This window comes from Saprospiraceae bacterium (assembly GCA_016709995.1).
Lineage (GTDB): Bacteria > Bacteroidota > Bacteroidia > Chitinophagales > Saprospiraceae > JADJLQ01.
Window position 1 is genome coordinate 1,649,302 of the sequence record JADJLQ010000001.1, and the last position, 16,177, is coordinate 1,665,478.

Here is a 16,177-nt window from a genome sequence, read left to right on the forward strand (position 1 = left end):
ATGAGCAAAAAAGAATACACACATTCCATCCATATCAGGACAAGGTATAGTGAAACCGATCAGATGGGTTTTGTATATTATGGCCGCTTTGCTGAATTTTATGAGATAGGCCGGGTCGAAACCATTCGATCTTTGGGTATGGCCTACAAACAACTTGAAGAGGAACTAAAAGTACTCATGCCCGTGATGTCTATGCAGGTAAGGTACTTACGGCCAGCACTTTATGATCAGGAATTAGAGGTAAAAACCAGCGTAAGGCAAGTACCCGAGGATGCTATCATTTTTTTTACCGAGATTTACAATGAATCAAAACAGCTTATCAATGCAGCCACTATCAAACTGTGCTTTTTGGATGCAGCCTCAAAAAAAAGAGTGCCCTGTCCAAATAAACTGCAAGAACTAATAGCCCATGCAATCGAAACACCCACTGCAAGATAGTTTAGAAAAACTTCTGGGAAAGGAAAAGGTAAACAATGCCATTCAATGGGCTCAAAAGACCTCCTTGCCAGGATTTGCAAGGATACCTTTGTATGATATTTTGGTTTTTTTGTATAACGAATCCCGCAGAGAAAAAATAATCCATAAAGTCAATTCGCTGGCATTTTCATTTTTACTCGCCCTTTTTCCATTTTTTTTATTCCTTTTTACACTCATCCCCATCTTACCCATCAAGGGTGTCAAAAGCGTATTTTTAAAAGAAATAGAACCCTTTATTCCTGACGCGGTCAGGCCTTTTTTATTTAAGACTATTGATGATGTAGTATCGATTCCTCATAATGGACTCCTATCCATTTCCTTTATAATGGCGCTGTATTTTTCTACGAACGCTATGCAGGCCATGATGCTGGGGTTTGAAAAATCGTATGACGAGACCTTTAAGAGAAGAAATTTTTGGCAAAAAAGACTTGATGCCCTAAAATTGGTTTTTCTGGTTGCCATCCTGGTGTTGACTTCTGTCGCTATCATCATCTTTGGAAATGAAATCTGGGGCAGCCTGGTCTCTTATTTTACCAGCAAAAAATGGGTCATCACTAATCCGGTCTACGGGGAAGAAAACAATTGGGTCATCCAATTTTTGTTTTTAGAAAAATATTCGGCCTTTGTGATTGGTATTTTCAAGTGGTTGATTGTGGTGCTTTTGTTTCAAGGCATATTTGCCACCATTTTCAGGTATGGGCCTTCCATGAAGAAAAGGCTCCGATTTTTCTCACCAGGTACTACTTTGGCTACAGCCAGTTCGATTATCATATCCCTAATATTTTCTACTTTGATCAATAATTTTGGTTCCTTCCACCTGATTTACGGGCCGATAGGCGCATTGATCATTATTTTGCTCTACATTCAATTAAATTGTTTTGTAATCGTAGCTTGCTTTGAACTCAATGCCAGTATAGCAGTCAACCGGGACATAAAAAAGGTAATGACTGATTAATCTCCCCATCGTAGAATATCCGCTTCGAATCCGGCGTGGTCCAATATTCTGTCGACCACAGTGTCTACCACTGCCTGGATAGTGTCAGGGCGATGATAAAATGAAGGGACCGCAGGCAGTATCACAGCGCCACCTTCGGTGAGTGAGACCATATGTCTTAAGTGAATAAGACTGAGGGGGGTTTCTCTGGGCACTATGATCAGTTTTCGGCGTTCTTTGAGCATGACATCTGCTGCTCTGGTCATCAAATCATTAGAAATACCTGTAGCTACCCTGCTCATCGTCCCCATAGAACAAGGGCAGATGATCATTGTTTCAAACCTGGCTGAACCTGAAGCAAAAGGAGCATTAAAATCTCCAGATTGGTATAGTTCCATGCCATCAGGTAGATTAAAAGCACTATTGAGCTCAATCTGCCAGTTGATGAGGGCATTGCTGCTGATCACGATACCTATGCGAGCCCACTGGGGTCTCAGATTTTCTAGCTTGTGAATGAGTCTATGAGCATAAATAGACCCACTAGAACCTGAAATACCAATTACAAGTTTTTTCATCGGACCACAAATATGCTTGTAAATCTGGCAACTTAATAACCAGGGTTGGTCCAGGTCATTCGAAAAAAATATTTAATATTTCTCATTTTACACATTACATTTATTAATAATATTTATTATCTTTGATTTACAATTAGTTGTAAAATATCTAATTTGTTAAGAATCAAATTATTTCGAAATAAGAAAAAGTATATATGAAAAAACTACTCCCCATTTTGATCGCTTTTATTGGCCCAATGTATTTAGTATCGGGTCAGAATAGTATCCCAGCCTCTGCCCTGAAAACTTCCTCTACGCTTGCAAGTCAAACAGTCCTGGCATTCCATGTCATCCATAAAGAAAAGGATAGCCCATTTGAGATCTACCAGGATATGGTCCAGGATAAGATCGTCATCCGCCTTAGAAACCAATTTGATGTACTCAGATTTGAGATCAAGGATGAGTCAGGCAATGCAGTCCCGGTCAAAGGAATTCAGGACAAAAACGAAGTACAAGCTTCACTCAGCACTTTAACCAATGGCAGATATCGTTTGATCATCGATCGTAACAAAGAAAAGCTTTTCACCGAGTTTACACTCGACCGATAAGATATATTTCCCCCCGAATATTATGTAGCCTCGCTGATGAAAGTCAGTGAGGCTTTTTTGTGCTAACTGATGATTATTACAATACTTCAGCTACTACGAAGATGCTACCAGTCACCAGGATCAGGTCGTTGATACCTGCCAAGGACTTTGCCTTTTGGAATCCCTTTTTGACCGTACCGCATGCCTGACCTTTTAAGCCAAGGCCAAGTGCCTTTTCATATAATTCCTGGTCATCCATTGCCCTGGGAATATCAGCTTTGACAAAATAATACTGGGCTGATTTTGGCAATAATTGCAACACAGGCAATACATCTTTGTCTTTTACAGTTCCGAATATGATGTGAATCTGCCTGGCTCTTATCTTTCTCAATTCATTGATGGCAGCACGAATCCCGTCTACGTTGTGACCAGCGTCAGCAATTATCTTTGGCACATCGCACAATGATTGCCATCGCCCAACCAAAGGGGCATGAGTATCGACATTTTTTAAACCCCTCTTTAAATCACTCTGTGATATAATGCACATCCCTTGCTGGTGCAATAATTGGGTGGCTTGAATGACAGTGAGGATATTCTTGGTTTGATACGCCCCATGATATGGCATATCCAGTTTGAGATATTTACCATCCAGGGGCTTGTAGACATATCTATTAGTAGTCGCTTGAGTCATCACCTTACCCAACCGTGAAGCTACTTTTAAGTCACTATTTCGTTTTACAGCAGCATTTTTAAATACACTAAATACCTTTTGTTGGTACTCTCCGATCAACACAGGCACGCCAGCCTTGATGATACCTGCTTTTTCAAAGGCTATATCAGTTAAGGCATTTCCCAACATGTTTTGATGGTCGTAACTGATATTGGTGATGATACTCAAGATAGGGCTTAAGATATTGGTACTGTCCAACCTGCCTCCCAATCCGGTCTCGACCACCGCAATATCTATCTTTTGGTTAGCAAAATGGTCAAACGCCATGGCCACTGTGATTTCAAAAAATGAAGGTCTGATAGCATCTATATGCGGAGCGATCTGATCTACAAAACTGACCACCTGTTTTTTAGAGATATAGTGGCCATTCACTCTGATTCTTTCACGATAATCTTTATAATGTGGAGAGATATAAAGACCTGTCTTGTATCCAGCTTCGATCAGGACAGAGCTCAGCATATGAGAGACACTCCCCTTTCCGTTGGTCCCGGCGATATGTATTGATTTAAATTTTTTTTGTGGCTGACCCAGTATCTCACAAAGTGCCAAAATATTGGTCAGGTCCTTTTTAAAAGCTATGGGGCCTACCCTTTCAAACATCGGCAAACGACTATATAAAAAATCTATAGTCTGATCATATCGGGCAGCCAATGAAATTTGCTGAGGCATCTATCACTTATCTGCAGGCAAAATACAATAGTTAGTCTTATTATTTTACTTTAAAATCAATGGTGATGGTACCACACTGCTGATCGATAGCACTGGCAGTGAACTTAAATTTTTTGGCACTATCTTCCGCTATTTGGCGCAAAGTGGCATCAGTGGTAGTAGATCCCTTTTGAGTATATTTTGCGCTGATCACATTTCCATTACCATCCACACAAACATTGACCACAACCCTTCCTGTCTTTTGAGAGTTTTCCTGGATCTGAGGTTCAAACTTTACGCCTCGTCCATCAAGGCCTCCGCCAACTTTGCCACTACCTGTGCTGATCCCTTTCAGGTTGTCTGCATTGGGATCTCCGTTAGGGTCCCCTTGATTGCCAGTCTTGCCTGTATTCCCTTTACCACTTCCAAATACATCCCCATACTGCTTTTTGGCATTTTCCAGATCAGCTTGTTCTTTGGCCGCTGCGTCTGCTTCAGCTTTTTTCTGCGCAGCATCCGCGGCAGCTTTTTTCCTGGCATCATCTTGTGCCGCTTTGGCTGTTGCTGCATCCGCGGCTTTTTGGGCTTTTTCAGCATCTGCAGCCTTTTGGGCATCTTCCTTTTGCTTTTTCTTCAAAGCTGCAGTAGTTGGGTCTTCAGTAGTGATCACTTTTTTATCAGGTGTTTTAGGAGGAGCAGCTTCGGCAGCTTTAGCCGGTGTCGGCTTAGTCACTTCTTCCTTTTCTTCAGGTTGCGGGGGGGTAGGCTTGCTAGGTGGTGTAGGATCTACTTTTTCTTCATTTTGCGTCATGGGTTTACCATCGCCTTGTCCCTGGTCAGGCATTCCAAAACTCACGAGAATACCTTCCTGACCTGGAGGTGGAATTGGAAATTTTAGTAAAGGTAAGAACAGCAACAAAATAATAATGGTATGCACGATGATGCTGGTCCATCGGGCTATTTGCTGGTCTTTTCTTTCTTTATCTGATAAATGGATTTCCATATTTCCTTTTAATGTTAACGATAAATACTGGTCGAAAGTATCATTTCGATTCTGTGGCCAGGATAGCATTGATCCTCAATACATGGGCAAGCTCCATGACACTCGCAAGGTGATTGACGGTAGCATCTTTATCTGCTACAATCGTCATCGTAGTATTTTTAGGGTCTCCGCTTTTACTTACTTCTACCTGCACCATTTTCTCTAAAACGCTATAAGCCATTTCCTTGCCGTTGAGATAATATTTGCCATTTGGGGTAATAGACACGGTTAAAGTCGAGGCCGCTACCGTCTTTGAAGTAGAAGATGGAAGTTTAAGGTTGAGCGCATTAGGGCTCACTATACTTGAGGTAAGCATAAAAAATATCAGCAACAGGAATATCATATCCGTCATGGATGCCATGCTAAACTCTGCACTGATTTTATTTCTTTTCTTAAGCGCCATACTGAGATTATTTAAGATTTGAAAAAATGCACTGCGCTTATTTAGCTGGTTCTTGTAATAAGTCCATAAATTCTACTGTGGTACGCTCCATGCTATAAACTACTTTCTCTACGTTGGATACCAACAGGTTGTACGCAATATAGGCAAATATGCCCACTGCCAGACCGACAGCAGTCGTGATGAGTGCCTGGTAAATACCACCGGCTAAGACACTTGGGGTCACATTTTGCTGACTGGCCATATTATAAAACGCCTGAATCATACCGGTCACTGTACCAAAGAATCCAATCATAGGAGCCGCTCCAGCTACACTAGCCAGTATAGAAAGATTTTTCTCCATTCTAAACAATTCCAGGTTTCCCGTATTTTCAATCGCAGCATCGATGTCACGCAAAGGCTTACCTATTCGCTGAAGTCCCTTCTCTATCAATCTTGCTATAGGTGTGTCAGTATGGGCACAAAGATTTTTGGCCGCATCAATATTGCCATTTTGTACACTATTCCTGATATTATTCATAAAATTTTCGTCCACATTTGATGCCCGTTTAAGGGAACGGTATCGATCTACAAATATGTAAATGGCAATCACCGAAAGGACCAAATTGATAAAGATATTGGCAATGCCCAAATAACCGGTCTGCAATAGAACGGACCATAAATTTTGTGTACCCGTGGATTCGACAGCAGTCTGTACCTGAGGAAGATTGGACACTTGAAACAATAATACTGAAAGCATATGTTGGTATTTGATTAAGTTTTAGCACAACGGTATATCACCACCATGTAGTATAATAAAGTTCAAAATTAGCTCTTCGTTAAGATATATTATAATAAAATCTAATTTGAAAGGTTTTTGCTATTTAAAACTTAACTTTGGGTCAAAGAAAGAAATATGTATAGAATCAGTAAAGTAGCTGTCCTTGGCTCTGGAGTCATGGGTAGCGGCATTGCTTGTCACCTGGCCAATTGTGGTTATCAAGTTCTGATGTTGGATATAGTGCCTTTTGACCTCACAGAGGCAGAGAAGGGCAACAAAAAGGCAAGGAATAAAATTGTTGATACAGCTTTGCTGAATGCTGTTAAAACCAAACCTGCACCTTTGTTTCATAAAAGCCTGATTTCAAACATCAAAACTGGCAATTTTGATGATGATTTAGCTCTTATCAGCGAATGTGATTGGATCATCGAGGTCATAGTAGAAAGGCTGGATATCAAAAAATCCTTATTTGATAAAGTCGAAAAATACCGAAAGCCGGGTACCCTCATCAGCAGCAATACTTCCGGGATACCTATTCACCTGATGGCTGAAGGCAGAAGTGAAGACTTCAAGGCCCATTTTTTAGGCACCCATTTTTTTAATCCACCCAGGTATCTCAGATTATTAGAAATCATTCCCACCCAGGATACCAATAAAGCAGTAGTAGACTTCTTCATGAAGTTTGGGGATGTACACCTGGGCAAAAGGACGGTGTTGTGCAAAGACACACCTGCATTTATAGCGAACAGGATCGGGGTGTACGCCATGTCCAAGATATACCAGCTGACTGAAGAATTAAACCTGGACATCAGCACAGTCGACAAACTGACAGGACCAGCTATGGGAAGACCCGGTACAGGCACATTTAGATTATCAGATCTTGTGGGCCTGGATACTGCAGTAAAAGTGATTGAAGGCATTCAAACCAATTGCACGGATGATGAACAAATACACCAGCTTAAGATGCCCTCTTATCTCACTCACCTGGTGGAAAACAAATGGCTGGGCAATAAATCCGGCAAAGGATTTTATTATAAATCTGATGAAAAAGACGCCGGAGGCAAAAATGTAATTTACAGTCTCAACCTCAAGACATTAGAATACGAAGTACCCAACAAGACCCAACTGACCAGCCTGGGAGTCTCCAAGCAAACCGATGAATTAGGCCCCCGACTTAAAGCCATCATCACGATGGAAGATGCCGGAGCTCAGCTGATCAAACGATCACTTGCAGGACTGTGTGCCTACGCTTCAAACCGCATCCCGGAGATCAGTGACAATATATATAGTATAGACGATGCGCTTAAAGCAGGATTTGCCTGGGATCTTGGACCTTTTGAATATTGGGATGCAATCGGCCTGTCCAAAGGTATAGAATTGGCTGAGTCCGATGGCCAATCTGTAGCTCCATGGGTAAAGGAAATGGTTGAAAAAGGACATACTTCATTTTATACACATGATGGATCCATCAAGGCTTATGATCCTGGTTCAAAATCCTATCTGGCGATACCAGGTAGAGAATCCCTGGTCAATCTTTTTGCTTTATCGGGCAACAAGCCAGTCTATCAAAATCCGGATGCCGTCATCCATGACATCGGTGATGGGGTACTTTGTGTTGAGTTTAAGAGCAAAGCCAATACGATTGGAGAAGGCGTAGTCAAAGCTATCAATGAAGGTATCTCTATCGCTGAAGAAGGAAAATGGCAAGGGCTTGTCATTGGTAATCATGGCAAAAACTTTAGTGTCGGAGCCAATCTGATGATGATCGCCATGTCTGCTTATCAGCAAGAATGGGATGAGCTCAACTTCGCAGTAAAGACTTTTCAGGATACTACTATGAGATGCCGGTATTCCAAGATACCTGTCGTCATTGCTACTCAAGGTTATGTGTTTGGGGGCGGTTGTGAGACCCTAATGCATTGTGATGCAGCACTTTGCGCAGCAGAATCTTATATAGGCCTGGTAGAGGCAGGTGTCGGATTGATCCCCGGAGGAGGTGGTACTAAAGAATTTGCTGTGAGAGCATCTGATTCCTTTTTTGAGGGCGATGTCATGATACCCACCCTCGTAGAGAAGTTTAAGACCATTGCTATGGCTGCTGTAGGTACTTCAGCTACAGAAGCTTTTGACCTCGGGTACCTATTGAAAAACAAAGACAGCGTCGTATTGAATGCTGATCGAAATATTACAGAAGCAAAAGCCAAAGTACTGGAGCTCGCTCCTAATTATACCATGCCTATACCCAGAGAAGATGTATTGGTTCTGGGCCAGCAAGGTTTGGCCTCTTTGTATATAGCGGCTCACAGTCTGAAACTGGGCAACTATGCTTCGGCACATGACATTAAAATAGCTAAAAAGGCCGCCTGGGTACTCTGTGGGGGCGATCTGTCCGGTCCTCAAAAGGTCAGCGAACGCTACCTCCTGGATGTAGAACGAGAGGCCTTTTTAAGTTTATGTGGTGAACAAAAAACGCTTGAACGCATTCAATACATGTTAGAAAACAACAAACCGCTCAGAAATTAAGCTTTGAACAAGTCCGTATCCTTATTCAAATTTCAACTAGATCAAAATATTAAATAATGACAACAGAAGCATATATCGTAGCCGCCAGGAGAAGTGCCATTGGGAAAGCAGGTAAAGGCAGTTTTAAGTTTTTTAGATCTGATGACCTTGCTGTGGAAATCATACAGGCTTTGCTTGAGACCACGCCCAATTTGGATCCAAAGTCCGTAGATGATGTCATCGTAGGCTGTGCCAATCCAGAGGGCGAACAAGGACTGCAGATAGGACGGCAGATATCAGTACGAGCTCTGGGCAAAGATGTTCCCGGCATGACGGTCAATCGCTATTGTGCCAGTGGTCTTGAGACGATCGGCATGGCAGTAGCTAAGATCCGCGCAGGCATGGCAGACTGTATTATAGCTGGAGGCACTGAAAGTATGAGCATGATACCCATGACCGGATATAAACTGGCACCCAGTTACAAAGTCGCAGTAGATACTCCTGACTATGTGGTAGGCATGGGACTTACTGCTGAAGCTGTAGCCAAAAAATATAATATCAATCGTCAAAGCCAGGATGAATTCTCTTTGCAATCACACAAAAAGGCTGCACATGCCATTGAACAAGGCTATTTTAAAGATCAAATCGTGCCTGTGAATGTCACCGACATTAGTGTCCAAAACAATAAACGTATAGAACGATCATTTATCATGGATACTGATGAAGGGGTGAGAAAAGATACTACCCTCGAAGCACTTGCAAAACTGCCGGCGGTATTTGCTATGAATGGTTCTGTGACGGCTGGCAATTCATCACAGACTTCTGATGGAGCATCATTCGTCATCGTCATGAGCGAAGCGAGGATGAGAGAATTAAATCTCGAGCCTATCGCCCGATTGGTATCTTGTGATGTAGCCGGAGTAGAACCGATCATCATGGGTATAGGCCCTTGCGCTGCTATTCCTAAAGCTTTGAAGCGAGGGGGTTTAAAACTTCAGGACATCCAACTGATCGAACTCAATGAAGCGTTTGCAGCCCAATCCCTCGCTGTCATACAGGAAGCCGGACTCAATCCTGATATAGTCAATGTCAATGGAGGCGCCATTGCTCTAGGTCATCCTCTCGGTTGCACAGGGGCAAAATTATCTACCCAATTGTTTAGTGAACTTAGAAGGAGAAATTTGAAATATGGTATGGTAACAGCCTGTGTAGGAGGAGGTCAAGGAATAGCCGGTATCTATGAACTCATCAATTGATCGATAATATCCTTTGCGATTTGAGTGAGCATGGTTAATATTGAGATCATGAAACTCTGGTGCTGCGGTTTTATTCTTATTTTATTTGGTAACAAGTTGACAAGCCAGGACTTTTCAGGGCATGCCCCTGGTCTACATTGGCAACAGCTCAAAACCGAAGAAATCAATATTTTTTTTCCATCCGGGGTAGAATCTACAGCAAATCGTGTATACCAAAAAATCCACGAATTCTACTACAAGGACACTTCGCTTGGTCAAAAGCGATTCAAAATAAACATGGTGCTCCAAAACCAAACTATCGAATCAAACGGATATGTTGGTATTGGACCCTGGATGTCAGAATTTTATTTGACACCTCCTCACCTTCCTTATGTTTTGGGTTCGATCGATTGGGTGGAAGCCCTTTCTATTCATGAATACCGACATGTGCTCCAGGGTATGAACTCAAGAGTTGGAATCAATAATGCGCTATATCATCTGTTGGGAGAAGAAGCCTGGGGAGCCTCGTATGGATTTGTGGTACCGGATTGGTTTGCTGAAGGGGATGCAGTCAATGCTGAAACTCAAAATTCAAATGGAGGAAGAGGTCGAATGCCCTCCTTCGTCGCTGATTTTAGAGCATTGCAGCAAGGTAAAAAATTTTGGTCTTACGACAAGGTTAGAAATGGATCTTATAAAAATTTGGTCCCCAATCAATATGTGTGGGGATATACTATGGTCAAATATGTCAATGATCAATTTGGCCCAAACCTGTGGGGAAACATAATGAATGATGCTGTCCGATACAAGGGCTTATTATTTCCGTTTAATAAATCTTTGATTCGTCATACAGGGCTCAGTGCAACACAATTATATAAACGAGCTGTCCAAGCAATCAAGGCAGATAGCCTAGACTCAGAACTTAATGATGAAGTATTGATCAAAAATACGAAGGCTAATTCGGTTAGAAACTATACTACTCCCAATCGCCTTTATAACGGAGGGGTATTGTTTATTGAACACTCCTTTGACAAACTGCCCTCTCTATGTATCAAAGAAAAAAATACGACATCAACCCTGACAAATTTGGGCATCACCACCAATCCTGATTACGGATTCGTCGAACCATTGGCAGCCTGGACTATAGTCAGGACAGACTCCAGATGGAGCAATCGAAATTATTCTGACTTAGTTCTATTCAATATCGCCACTAAAACAAAGCGGAAAATATCTAACCATCAAAAATATTTTAATCCTGCACCTTCCAATGATGTCAGCATGATCTCCTGCATGGAATATCTCGACAATGGGTCATGCAATATAGTCGTGTTAGATACTCTTGGCAAAAAATTACATTCTATTCCAATGAAGCCAAACAAACTTGGCACCTACCCGATTTTTGAAGTTGGAGATTCGACACTGTTATCCATAGTCCGAGGTGGCGGGAACGCTGCTATAGTAAGGTATTCACTGAAGGATTATACAACTCAACAATTAACCACCCCAATCGAAGGGATAATCGCCAATATCACCATTAATAGTGATACGATTTATTTTAGTAGTGATATAGATGGCCGGGACCAACTGTATGCTATAATCCATGACAAGGTCTATCAATTAACTCATAATAGCATAGGCATCCAGCAATACAGTGTCCTCGGAGATGAACTTCTTTACAACTTTCGATCTTCAACAGGCATAGAAATCAGAAGGAAAAAATTACAGGACTGTGATTACAAGCCGGTGGATTATTTTTCCCGTAAAGAGAAATCAATAAACACTCTTGAACCGTATGCAACGGCAAATAAAAATGACCTTCCTATTGCAACCATTACCAAGGCTAGTCTATTAAACAATCCATTTAGAATATACAGCTGGTCTGTTCGCCCTGACGAAGGAGGCAATGTGTTTAGAATCCTTGGGCGTAATGTTTTGAATACGATAGATGGATCCATTTTTTATGGTTTTAACAACGAAGACCGATCCCATTCTATTGGCGGCAATATGGACCTTGGAATAGCCTACCCAATTCTGACCACCAATATCAATTCAACTTTTGGGCGAAAAATCAATAGTCTTTCAAGCCCTAAAAAAGACAGTATCCTATGGGATGAAACCGGATTACGCTTAGGCCTGACAGTACCTCTAAGATATTATGCCGGCAATCAGGTGATAGGCATACAACCGTTAATACAGTTAGGATCTTTTATACCAAATTATAAGCAAGGAGAAAGGAAGAATTACCAATCTACGCAATACATCAGGTCCTTCCTTTTATTATCAAATAGACGCCTGTTGGCAAAGCAACATGTAAGTTCTCGATTAGCGCAAACTATAACTGTCCAGTGGAACAGGGCCCTCAATCATGCTGCATCAGCAACAGACTTAAATGGCGAGTTTCATGTTCCAGGGTTAAGCAGAAATCATGTGATCGAGCTTAAAGCCGATTTTCATCACCAAACCCTATCAGACCCTTATCGGTTTGCCAATCGATCGGAATTTATTGGAGGCTATAGGCCATTTTCGAGTGACTATTCTTCCTGGTACAAAATCAGTTATCATCTCCCGCTACTTTATCCCGACGAAGGGATCAACGGAATATATTTTTTAAAAAGAATTCGTGCAAGAGTTTTTGCGGAACAGATGAACCATACAATAACCCGATCTCCAAAGGATATCAAGGTAAAATATAGAAACCTGGGGTTGGAGACAGTTCTTGACGGCCAACTATTTAATGTATTGCCCACCAGCGCCGGAGTGAGATTAAACAATCCTTTGGATACCGACTTATTAAGCGGACGAAAAAAGACTAATTTAGAATTTTTTATTGAACAATTGTTTTAAAACAAATAGTACCCACTTTCTCCTTCGACCTAAGCTTTCAACATTCTATCAATATCATCGATCTTACCAAACACCACCAGCATATCTCCCGACTCCAGGCGAGTCTCCGGCATTACTACTCCGAGTATCTCGTGAAATATTTGTGCCTGACCAAAATTATTTACTTTTTCTTTGTTTCTAATGATCGTGACTATATTGATATTGTATTCTTTCTGAAAGTTTACCTGGAGGATAGATTTGCCGACAAAGACTTCAGGTACAGTCGCTTCGATGACTTTGTATTGATCATCCAAAGTAAATGAATCTACGATCGTTCCAATGTCAAGCCGCTTGGCCAGGCGATAAGCAGTATCCGCTTCAGGATGTACAATATCGCTAATGCCCATTGCTTCCATTACATTCTGATGTGCTGGATTAATAGCACGTGCTATAAGTCGCTTTGGTTTTAATTGTTTGATCAAGGCGGTAGTGATAATCGAAGCACCCGTATCTTCTCCTATGCCTACAATGACTACATCTGAGTTTTTTACAGGCAAGGATTTAATAGCAGATTCATCAGTGGTATCCATACAAATGGTATGGGTAATGCTATCTTGTAAAAATTCGACCCTCTTCATGTTAGAGTCCACTCCGATCACTTCGTGACCCAGCTCTGTAAGCTTGATGCTCAACTCTGATCCAAAATTGCCTAAACCTAAAACGATAAATTTCATAAAAAAACTTTTAATGACTAGGTGATGAATAATTCCTCTGGAGGATATCGATACCGCTTTTCTTTTTCACGTGTGAATAATCTAACCAGTCCAATCATAATCGTCATAAAACCAACACGACCAATAAACATGGTGAAGATCAATACAATCTTACTAAAATCAGTTAGGTTTGCAGTGATCCCCATCGACAAACCAACTGTACCCAAGGCCGAAAAAGTCTCAAAAGCGATCTGCAACAGATCGAACTTTGCACCATCCTTTAAGACAATCAAGGTAATAGCCATGCCGACTGCAATGAGGGACAAGGAGATGATGGCAAAAGTCTTGTTGATTGAGCTAGTGGTAATCTCGCGTTTGCCAGTCTCTAATCGTTCATGTCCGCGGATGATATTGACGATATTGAGTGTAGCTACGGCAAACACGCTTGTCTTGATTCCTCCCGCAGTACTCCCGGGAGAGCCGCCAATCCACATCAACAAAAGGTAAATCATTAAGGTAGGGATGGTCAACCTGCTAATATCAACGGTATTAAATCCTGCAGTCCTGGGTGTGACAGATCCAAAAAAACTCTGAACGACTTTGCCAAAGAATGTTGGATGATCTACGAGTACATTATTATATTCGAAAACAAAATAAAATATAGTCCCCAAAAACAACAATATCCCAGTAGTCACCATCACTACTCTTGTGTTGAGCGAGATTATTTTGGGTTTGAATCGGTAGGGTGTGTGCTTGACAAATTGGCAATACCCCTGGAAAAATTTTTCTTTAAAATATTGAAGTATATTTAAAAACAAGCCAAAACCTATCCCGCCGAATACCACAAGAATAGCTATAACTAACTGAAATCCATAAGCATATCTAAAAGCTGGATGGTACATATTGTCATTGCCAAGTGTCGAGAAACCTGCGTTGCAAAATGCACTGATAGAATGAAATATTGCAAAAAAAGCATGACTGCCACCACTGCCAAACAAGTCCGAGCTGGTGGTAAAGAATATAAAGACTCCACCAACAAACTCTATCACCAGCGTAATCACAATGATCCTTACCAGTGATTTAAAAGCATCCCCCATATTTTCAACATTGAGCATGTTCTGAATAAACATCTGATTCTGAAATGTCGAATTGCCAGAAAAAATGAGTCCGAATAAATTGGTAAAAGTCAATATCCCAAGCCCACCTATTTGTATCAAAAAAAGTATAATCCATTTGCCGAACAAAGTAAAATCTTTCGCAGTGTCCAGTACAGTAAGGCCGGTAACACATACTGCAGAAGTCGAAGTAAACAGAGCATTTACATAACTTATAGGCCTGGTCGTCGCTCCGGGGAGCATAAGCAGCAGACTTCCCATCAGAATTAAAAATGCAAAGCTAATAATCAACAAAAACCCTCCATTGACCGCAGATTTCTTTATGGAAAAAAGTCTATTGGAAAATTCTTCGAGAAAAAGAAAAATAAATATAGATTGATAAATCACTGATGACATAGAAGTGTGTTCGGTCACCCTGATAGAAGAGAGAATCGTATGAAAAAAGAGTTCGCTAATTAATGCTAATAACATCAATAACATCAAAAGTGCCTGACTGGCATACCATCTTAATTTTAATGTGCGGGTATTCCAATGCAGATATATCCTCCAGGCCAATAATATAAAAGCAATGACATTGAGTATCGGAAACCACCAACTAAACAAATCATTGCGACCGGAAACATTATACACATGCAGGAGCACCAGCAGGATGGCCAGGATGGCCACAATCAGCAAGCCATCATCGGCATACTTTTTATTAGTAGCTTGACCTGCAGGCATAGGAAATTAAAATGGTTGTTCGTATAGGGCTTTGTGAGCCAATGGTGGTTGTCACGTAAACGTGTTTCTTAAAGTTTGCAAATGTCACGATTTTAATAGATATTTAAGAAATAATTTTCAACAAAGACAGTGACGGATAGCAGCAGATATATACACGGAGTTTCACCAGGTGAACAGATTAGGCTTAGTTTGTTAAATCAACTTACGAACAAATCCTTTATAGAGTTTTTACAATTGCAAGGCCATGAAAATGTGCTGGAGTTAGGATCAGGTTTAGGCCTTTTAAGTGCCGAAGTCGCCAGCCAATTGACTACTGGGTTTGCTACCGGGATAGAACTGTCGAAAGAACAATTGAGCCAAACTCCACAGACTCCTTCCAACCTTGAGTTTATGCTGGGAGATGTACACGATCTGCCATTTGGCGATCAAACATTTGACTTAGTATATGGCCGATATATCCTGGAACATGTCAGTGATCCAATCCAGGTGATCCAACAAGCCAAACGGGTTCTGGTGACTGATGGGCGAATATGTTTTCAAGAAAACAGTACTCTTTGGATGGAGTTTTATCCATCATGTCCTCATTTTACCTATGCCTGGAAGAAATTTGCTCAGTTGCAGAGCAAGTTAGGCGGGGATGCCATGATAGGGATCAAATTGTTTGATCGCGTCAAAAAGTGTGGGTTCAGAGAAATCTCTATCTCACTTTCGCCAGAAATACATAGTGCAGATACTCCATCATTCAGGCCCTGGATCGAAAATCTAATCGGTAACCTGCAAAGTGCTGAGCGCAAATTGGTTGAATCCAATCTCCTCACCCAATCTGAGTATCAAAATGCCATTGAGGAACTCTCAGAATTTGTGGAACATCCCTATGCATCCACTTATTTTGCCTGGAATCGACTAGAAGCCATCAAATAATCTCTTAATCTTGATC

At 41.3% G+C, this 16,177-nt stretch carries 14 protein-coding genes; 7 read left to right on the forward strand and 7 right to left on the reverse strand.

From position 1 onward, the window contains the following. Window positions 1–438: an acyl-CoA thioesterase gene (locus IPJ09_06925; protein ID MBK7371162.1), complete on the forward strand. Its 438-nt coding sequence runs from the start codon at window positions 1–3 to the stop codon at window positions 436–438. Beyond that, window positions 410–1,432: a YihY/virulence factor BrkB family protein gene (locus IPJ09_06930; protein ID MBK7371163.1), complete on the forward strand. Its 1,023-nt coding sequence runs from the start codon at window positions 410–412 to the stop codon at window positions 1,430–1,432. The genes IPJ09_06925 and IPJ09_06930 overlap by 29 nt, the downstream gene beginning before the upstream one ends. Here IPJ09_06930 and IPJ09_06935 read toward each other — a convergent pair. Next, the gene (locus IPJ09_06935) at window positions 1,429–1,986 is read right to left on the reverse strand and encodes a UbiX family flavin prenyltransferase (protein ID MBK7371164.1); all 558 of its coding nucleotides are present in this window, start codon (window positions 1,984–1,986) and stop codon (window positions 1,429–1,431) included. The two genes, IPJ09_06930 and IPJ09_06935, sit on opposite strands and share 4 nt — an antisense overlap. Before the next feature lie 194 nt (window positions 1,987–2,180). On the opposite strand from IPJ09_06935, the gene IPJ09_06940 reads away from it, so the two are divergent. Further along, on the forward strand, window positions 2,181–2,573 hold the full coding sequence (locus tag IPJ09_06940) for a hypothetical protein (GenBank protein ID MBK7371165.1): 393 nt from the start codon (window positions 2,181–2,183) through the stop codon (window positions 2,571–2,573). A gap of 76 nt (window positions 2,574–2,649) precedes the next feature. Here the strand turns inward: IPJ09_06940 and IPJ09_06945 are convergent, their stop codons facing one another. The 4 genes from IPJ09_06945 to IPJ09_06960 are packed head-to-tail and all read right to left on the reverse strand — an operon-like array spanning window position 2,650 to window position 6,111. Continuing rightward, a complete protein-coding gene (locus tag IPJ09_06945) occupies window positions 2,650–3,951 on the reverse strand; it encodes a bifunctional folylpolyglutamate synthase/dihydrofolate synthase (protein ID MBK7371166.1) in 1,302 nt (433 codons plus the stop codon). 40 nt (window positions 3,952–3,991) lie between these two features. Then, window positions 3,992–4,933 (reverse strand): energy transducer TonB, encoded by a 942-nt coding sequence (locus IPJ09_06950; GenBank protein ID MBK7371167.1) that lies wholly within the window; start codon window positions 4,931–4,933, stop codon window positions 3,992–3,994. A 40-nt stretch (window positions 4,934–4,973) separates the two neighbouring features. Beyond that, window positions 4,974–5,375, reverse strand: a complete 402-nt coding sequence (locus IPJ09_06955; protein ID MBK7371168.1) for a biopolymer transporter ExbD — start codon at window positions 5,373–5,375, stop codon at window positions 4,974–4,976. Between the two features lie 37 nt (window positions 5,376–5,412). Next, a complete protein-coding gene (locus tag IPJ09_06960) occupies window positions 5,413–6,111 on the reverse strand; it encodes a MotA/TolQ/ExbB proton channel family protein (protein ID MBK7371169.1) in 699 nt (232 codons plus the stop codon). 156 nt (window positions 6,112–6,267) lie between these two features. On the opposite strand from IPJ09_06960, the gene IPJ09_06965 reads away from it, so the two are divergent. Genes IPJ09_06965 through IPJ09_06975 form a run of 3 tightly spaced genes read left to right on the forward strand, consistent with a single transcriptional unit; the run spans window position 6,268 to window position 12,713 of the window. Then, on the forward strand, window positions 6,268–8,655 hold the full coding sequence (locus tag IPJ09_06965) for a 3-hydroxyacyl-CoA dehydrogenase/enoyl-CoA hydratase family protein (protein ID MBK7371170.1): 2,388 nt from the start codon (window positions 6,268–6,270) through the stop codon (window positions 8,653–8,655). Window positions 8,656–8,711: 56 nt separating this feature from the next. After that, window positions 8,712–9,890, forward strand: coding sequence for a thiolase family protein (locus IPJ09_06970; protein ID MBK7371171.1), 1,179 nt, complete (start codon window positions 8,712–8,714; stop codon window positions 9,888–9,890). A 48-nt stretch (window positions 9,891–9,938) separates the two neighbouring features. Continuing rightward, a complete protein-coding gene (locus IPJ09_06975) occupies window positions 9,939–12,713 on the forward strand; it encodes a hypothetical protein (protein ID MBK7371172.1) in 2,775 nt (924 codons plus the stop codon). Between the two features lie 29 nt (window positions 12,714–12,742). On the opposite strand, the gene IPJ09_06980 is transcribed toward IPJ09_06975, so the two are convergent. Both IPJ09_06980 and IPJ09_06985 read right to left on the reverse strand, forming a co-directional pair. After that, window positions 12,743–13,426 (reverse strand): TrkA family potassium uptake protein, encoded by a 684-nt coding sequence (locus IPJ09_06980; protein MBK7371173.1) that lies wholly within the window; start codon window positions 13,424–13,426, stop codon window positions 12,743–12,745. Window positions 13,427–13,443: 17 nt separating this feature from the next. Next, window positions 13,444–15,240, reverse strand: a complete 1,797-nt coding sequence (locus IPJ09_06985; GenBank protein ID MBK7371174.1) for an ATPase — start codon at window positions 15,238–15,240, stop codon at window positions 13,444–13,446. 189 nt (window positions 15,241–15,429) lie between these two features. Here IPJ09_06985 and IPJ09_06990 point away from each other — a divergent pair, with 189 nt between their 5' ends. Continuing rightward, the gene (locus IPJ09_06990) at window positions 15,430–16,161 is read left to right on the forward strand and encodes a methyltransferase domain-containing protein (GenBank protein MBK7371175.1); all 732 of its coding nucleotides are present in this window, start codon (window positions 15,430–15,432) and stop codon (window positions 16,159–16,161) included. The last annotated feature ends 16 nt before the right edge of the window (window positions 16,162–16,177 follow it).

What these genes read in the sequence shown, in the direction of transcription:
- IPJ09_06925 (MBK7371162.1), top strand. Translation starts at nt 1, where the DNA reads ATGAGCAAAAAAGAATACACACATTCCATCCATATCAGGACAAGGTAT.
- IPJ09_06930 (MBK7371163.1), top strand. Translation starts at nt 410, where the DNA reads ATGCAATCGAAACACCCACTGCAAGATAGTTTAGAAAAACTTCTGGGA.
- IPJ09_06935 (MBK7371164.1), bottom strand. Translation starts at nt 1,986, where the DNA reads ATGAAAAAACTTGTAATTGGTATTTCAGGTTCTAGTGGGTCTATTTAT.
- IPJ09_06940 (MBK7371165.1), top strand. Translation starts at nt 2,181, where the DNA reads ATGAAAAAACTACTCCCCATTTTGATCGCTTTTATTGGCCCAATGTAT.
- IPJ09_06945 (MBK7371166.1), bottom strand. Translation starts at nt 3,951, where the DNA reads ATGCCTCAGCAAATTTCATTGGCTGCCCGATATGATCAGACTATAGAT.
- IPJ09_06950 (MBK7371167.1), bottom strand. Translation starts at nt 4,933, where the DNA reads ATGGAAATCCATTTATCAGATAAAGAAAGAAAAGACCAGCAAATAGCC.
- IPJ09_06955 (MBK7371168.1), bottom strand. Translation starts at nt 5,375, where the DNA reads ATGGCGCTTAAGAAAAGAAATAAAATCAGTGCAGAGTTTAGCATGGCA.
- IPJ09_06960 (MBK7371169.1), bottom strand. Translation starts at nt 6,111, where the DNA reads ATGCTTTCAGTATTATTGTTTCAAGTGTCCAATCTTCCTCAGGTACAG.
- IPJ09_06965 (MBK7371170.1), top strand. Translation starts at nt 6,268, where the DNA reads ATGTATAGAATCAGTAAAGTAGCTGTCCTTGGCTCTGGAGTCATGGGT.
- IPJ09_06970 (MBK7371171.1), top strand. Translation starts at nt 8,712, where the DNA reads ATGACAACAGAAGCATATATCGTAGCCGCCAGGAGAAGTGCCATTGGG.
- IPJ09_06975 (MBK7371172.1), top strand. Translation starts at nt 9,939, where the DNA reads ATGAAACTCTGGTGCTGCGGTTTTATTCTTATTTTATTTGGTAACAAG.
- IPJ09_06980 (MBK7371173.1), bottom strand. Translation starts at nt 13,426, where the DNA reads ATGAAATTTATCGTTTTAGGTTTAGGCAATTTTGGATCAGAGTTGAGC.
- IPJ09_06985 (MBK7371174.1), bottom strand. Translation starts at nt 15,240, where the DNA reads ATGCCTGCAGGTCAAGCTACTAATAAAAAGTATGCCGATGATGGCTTG.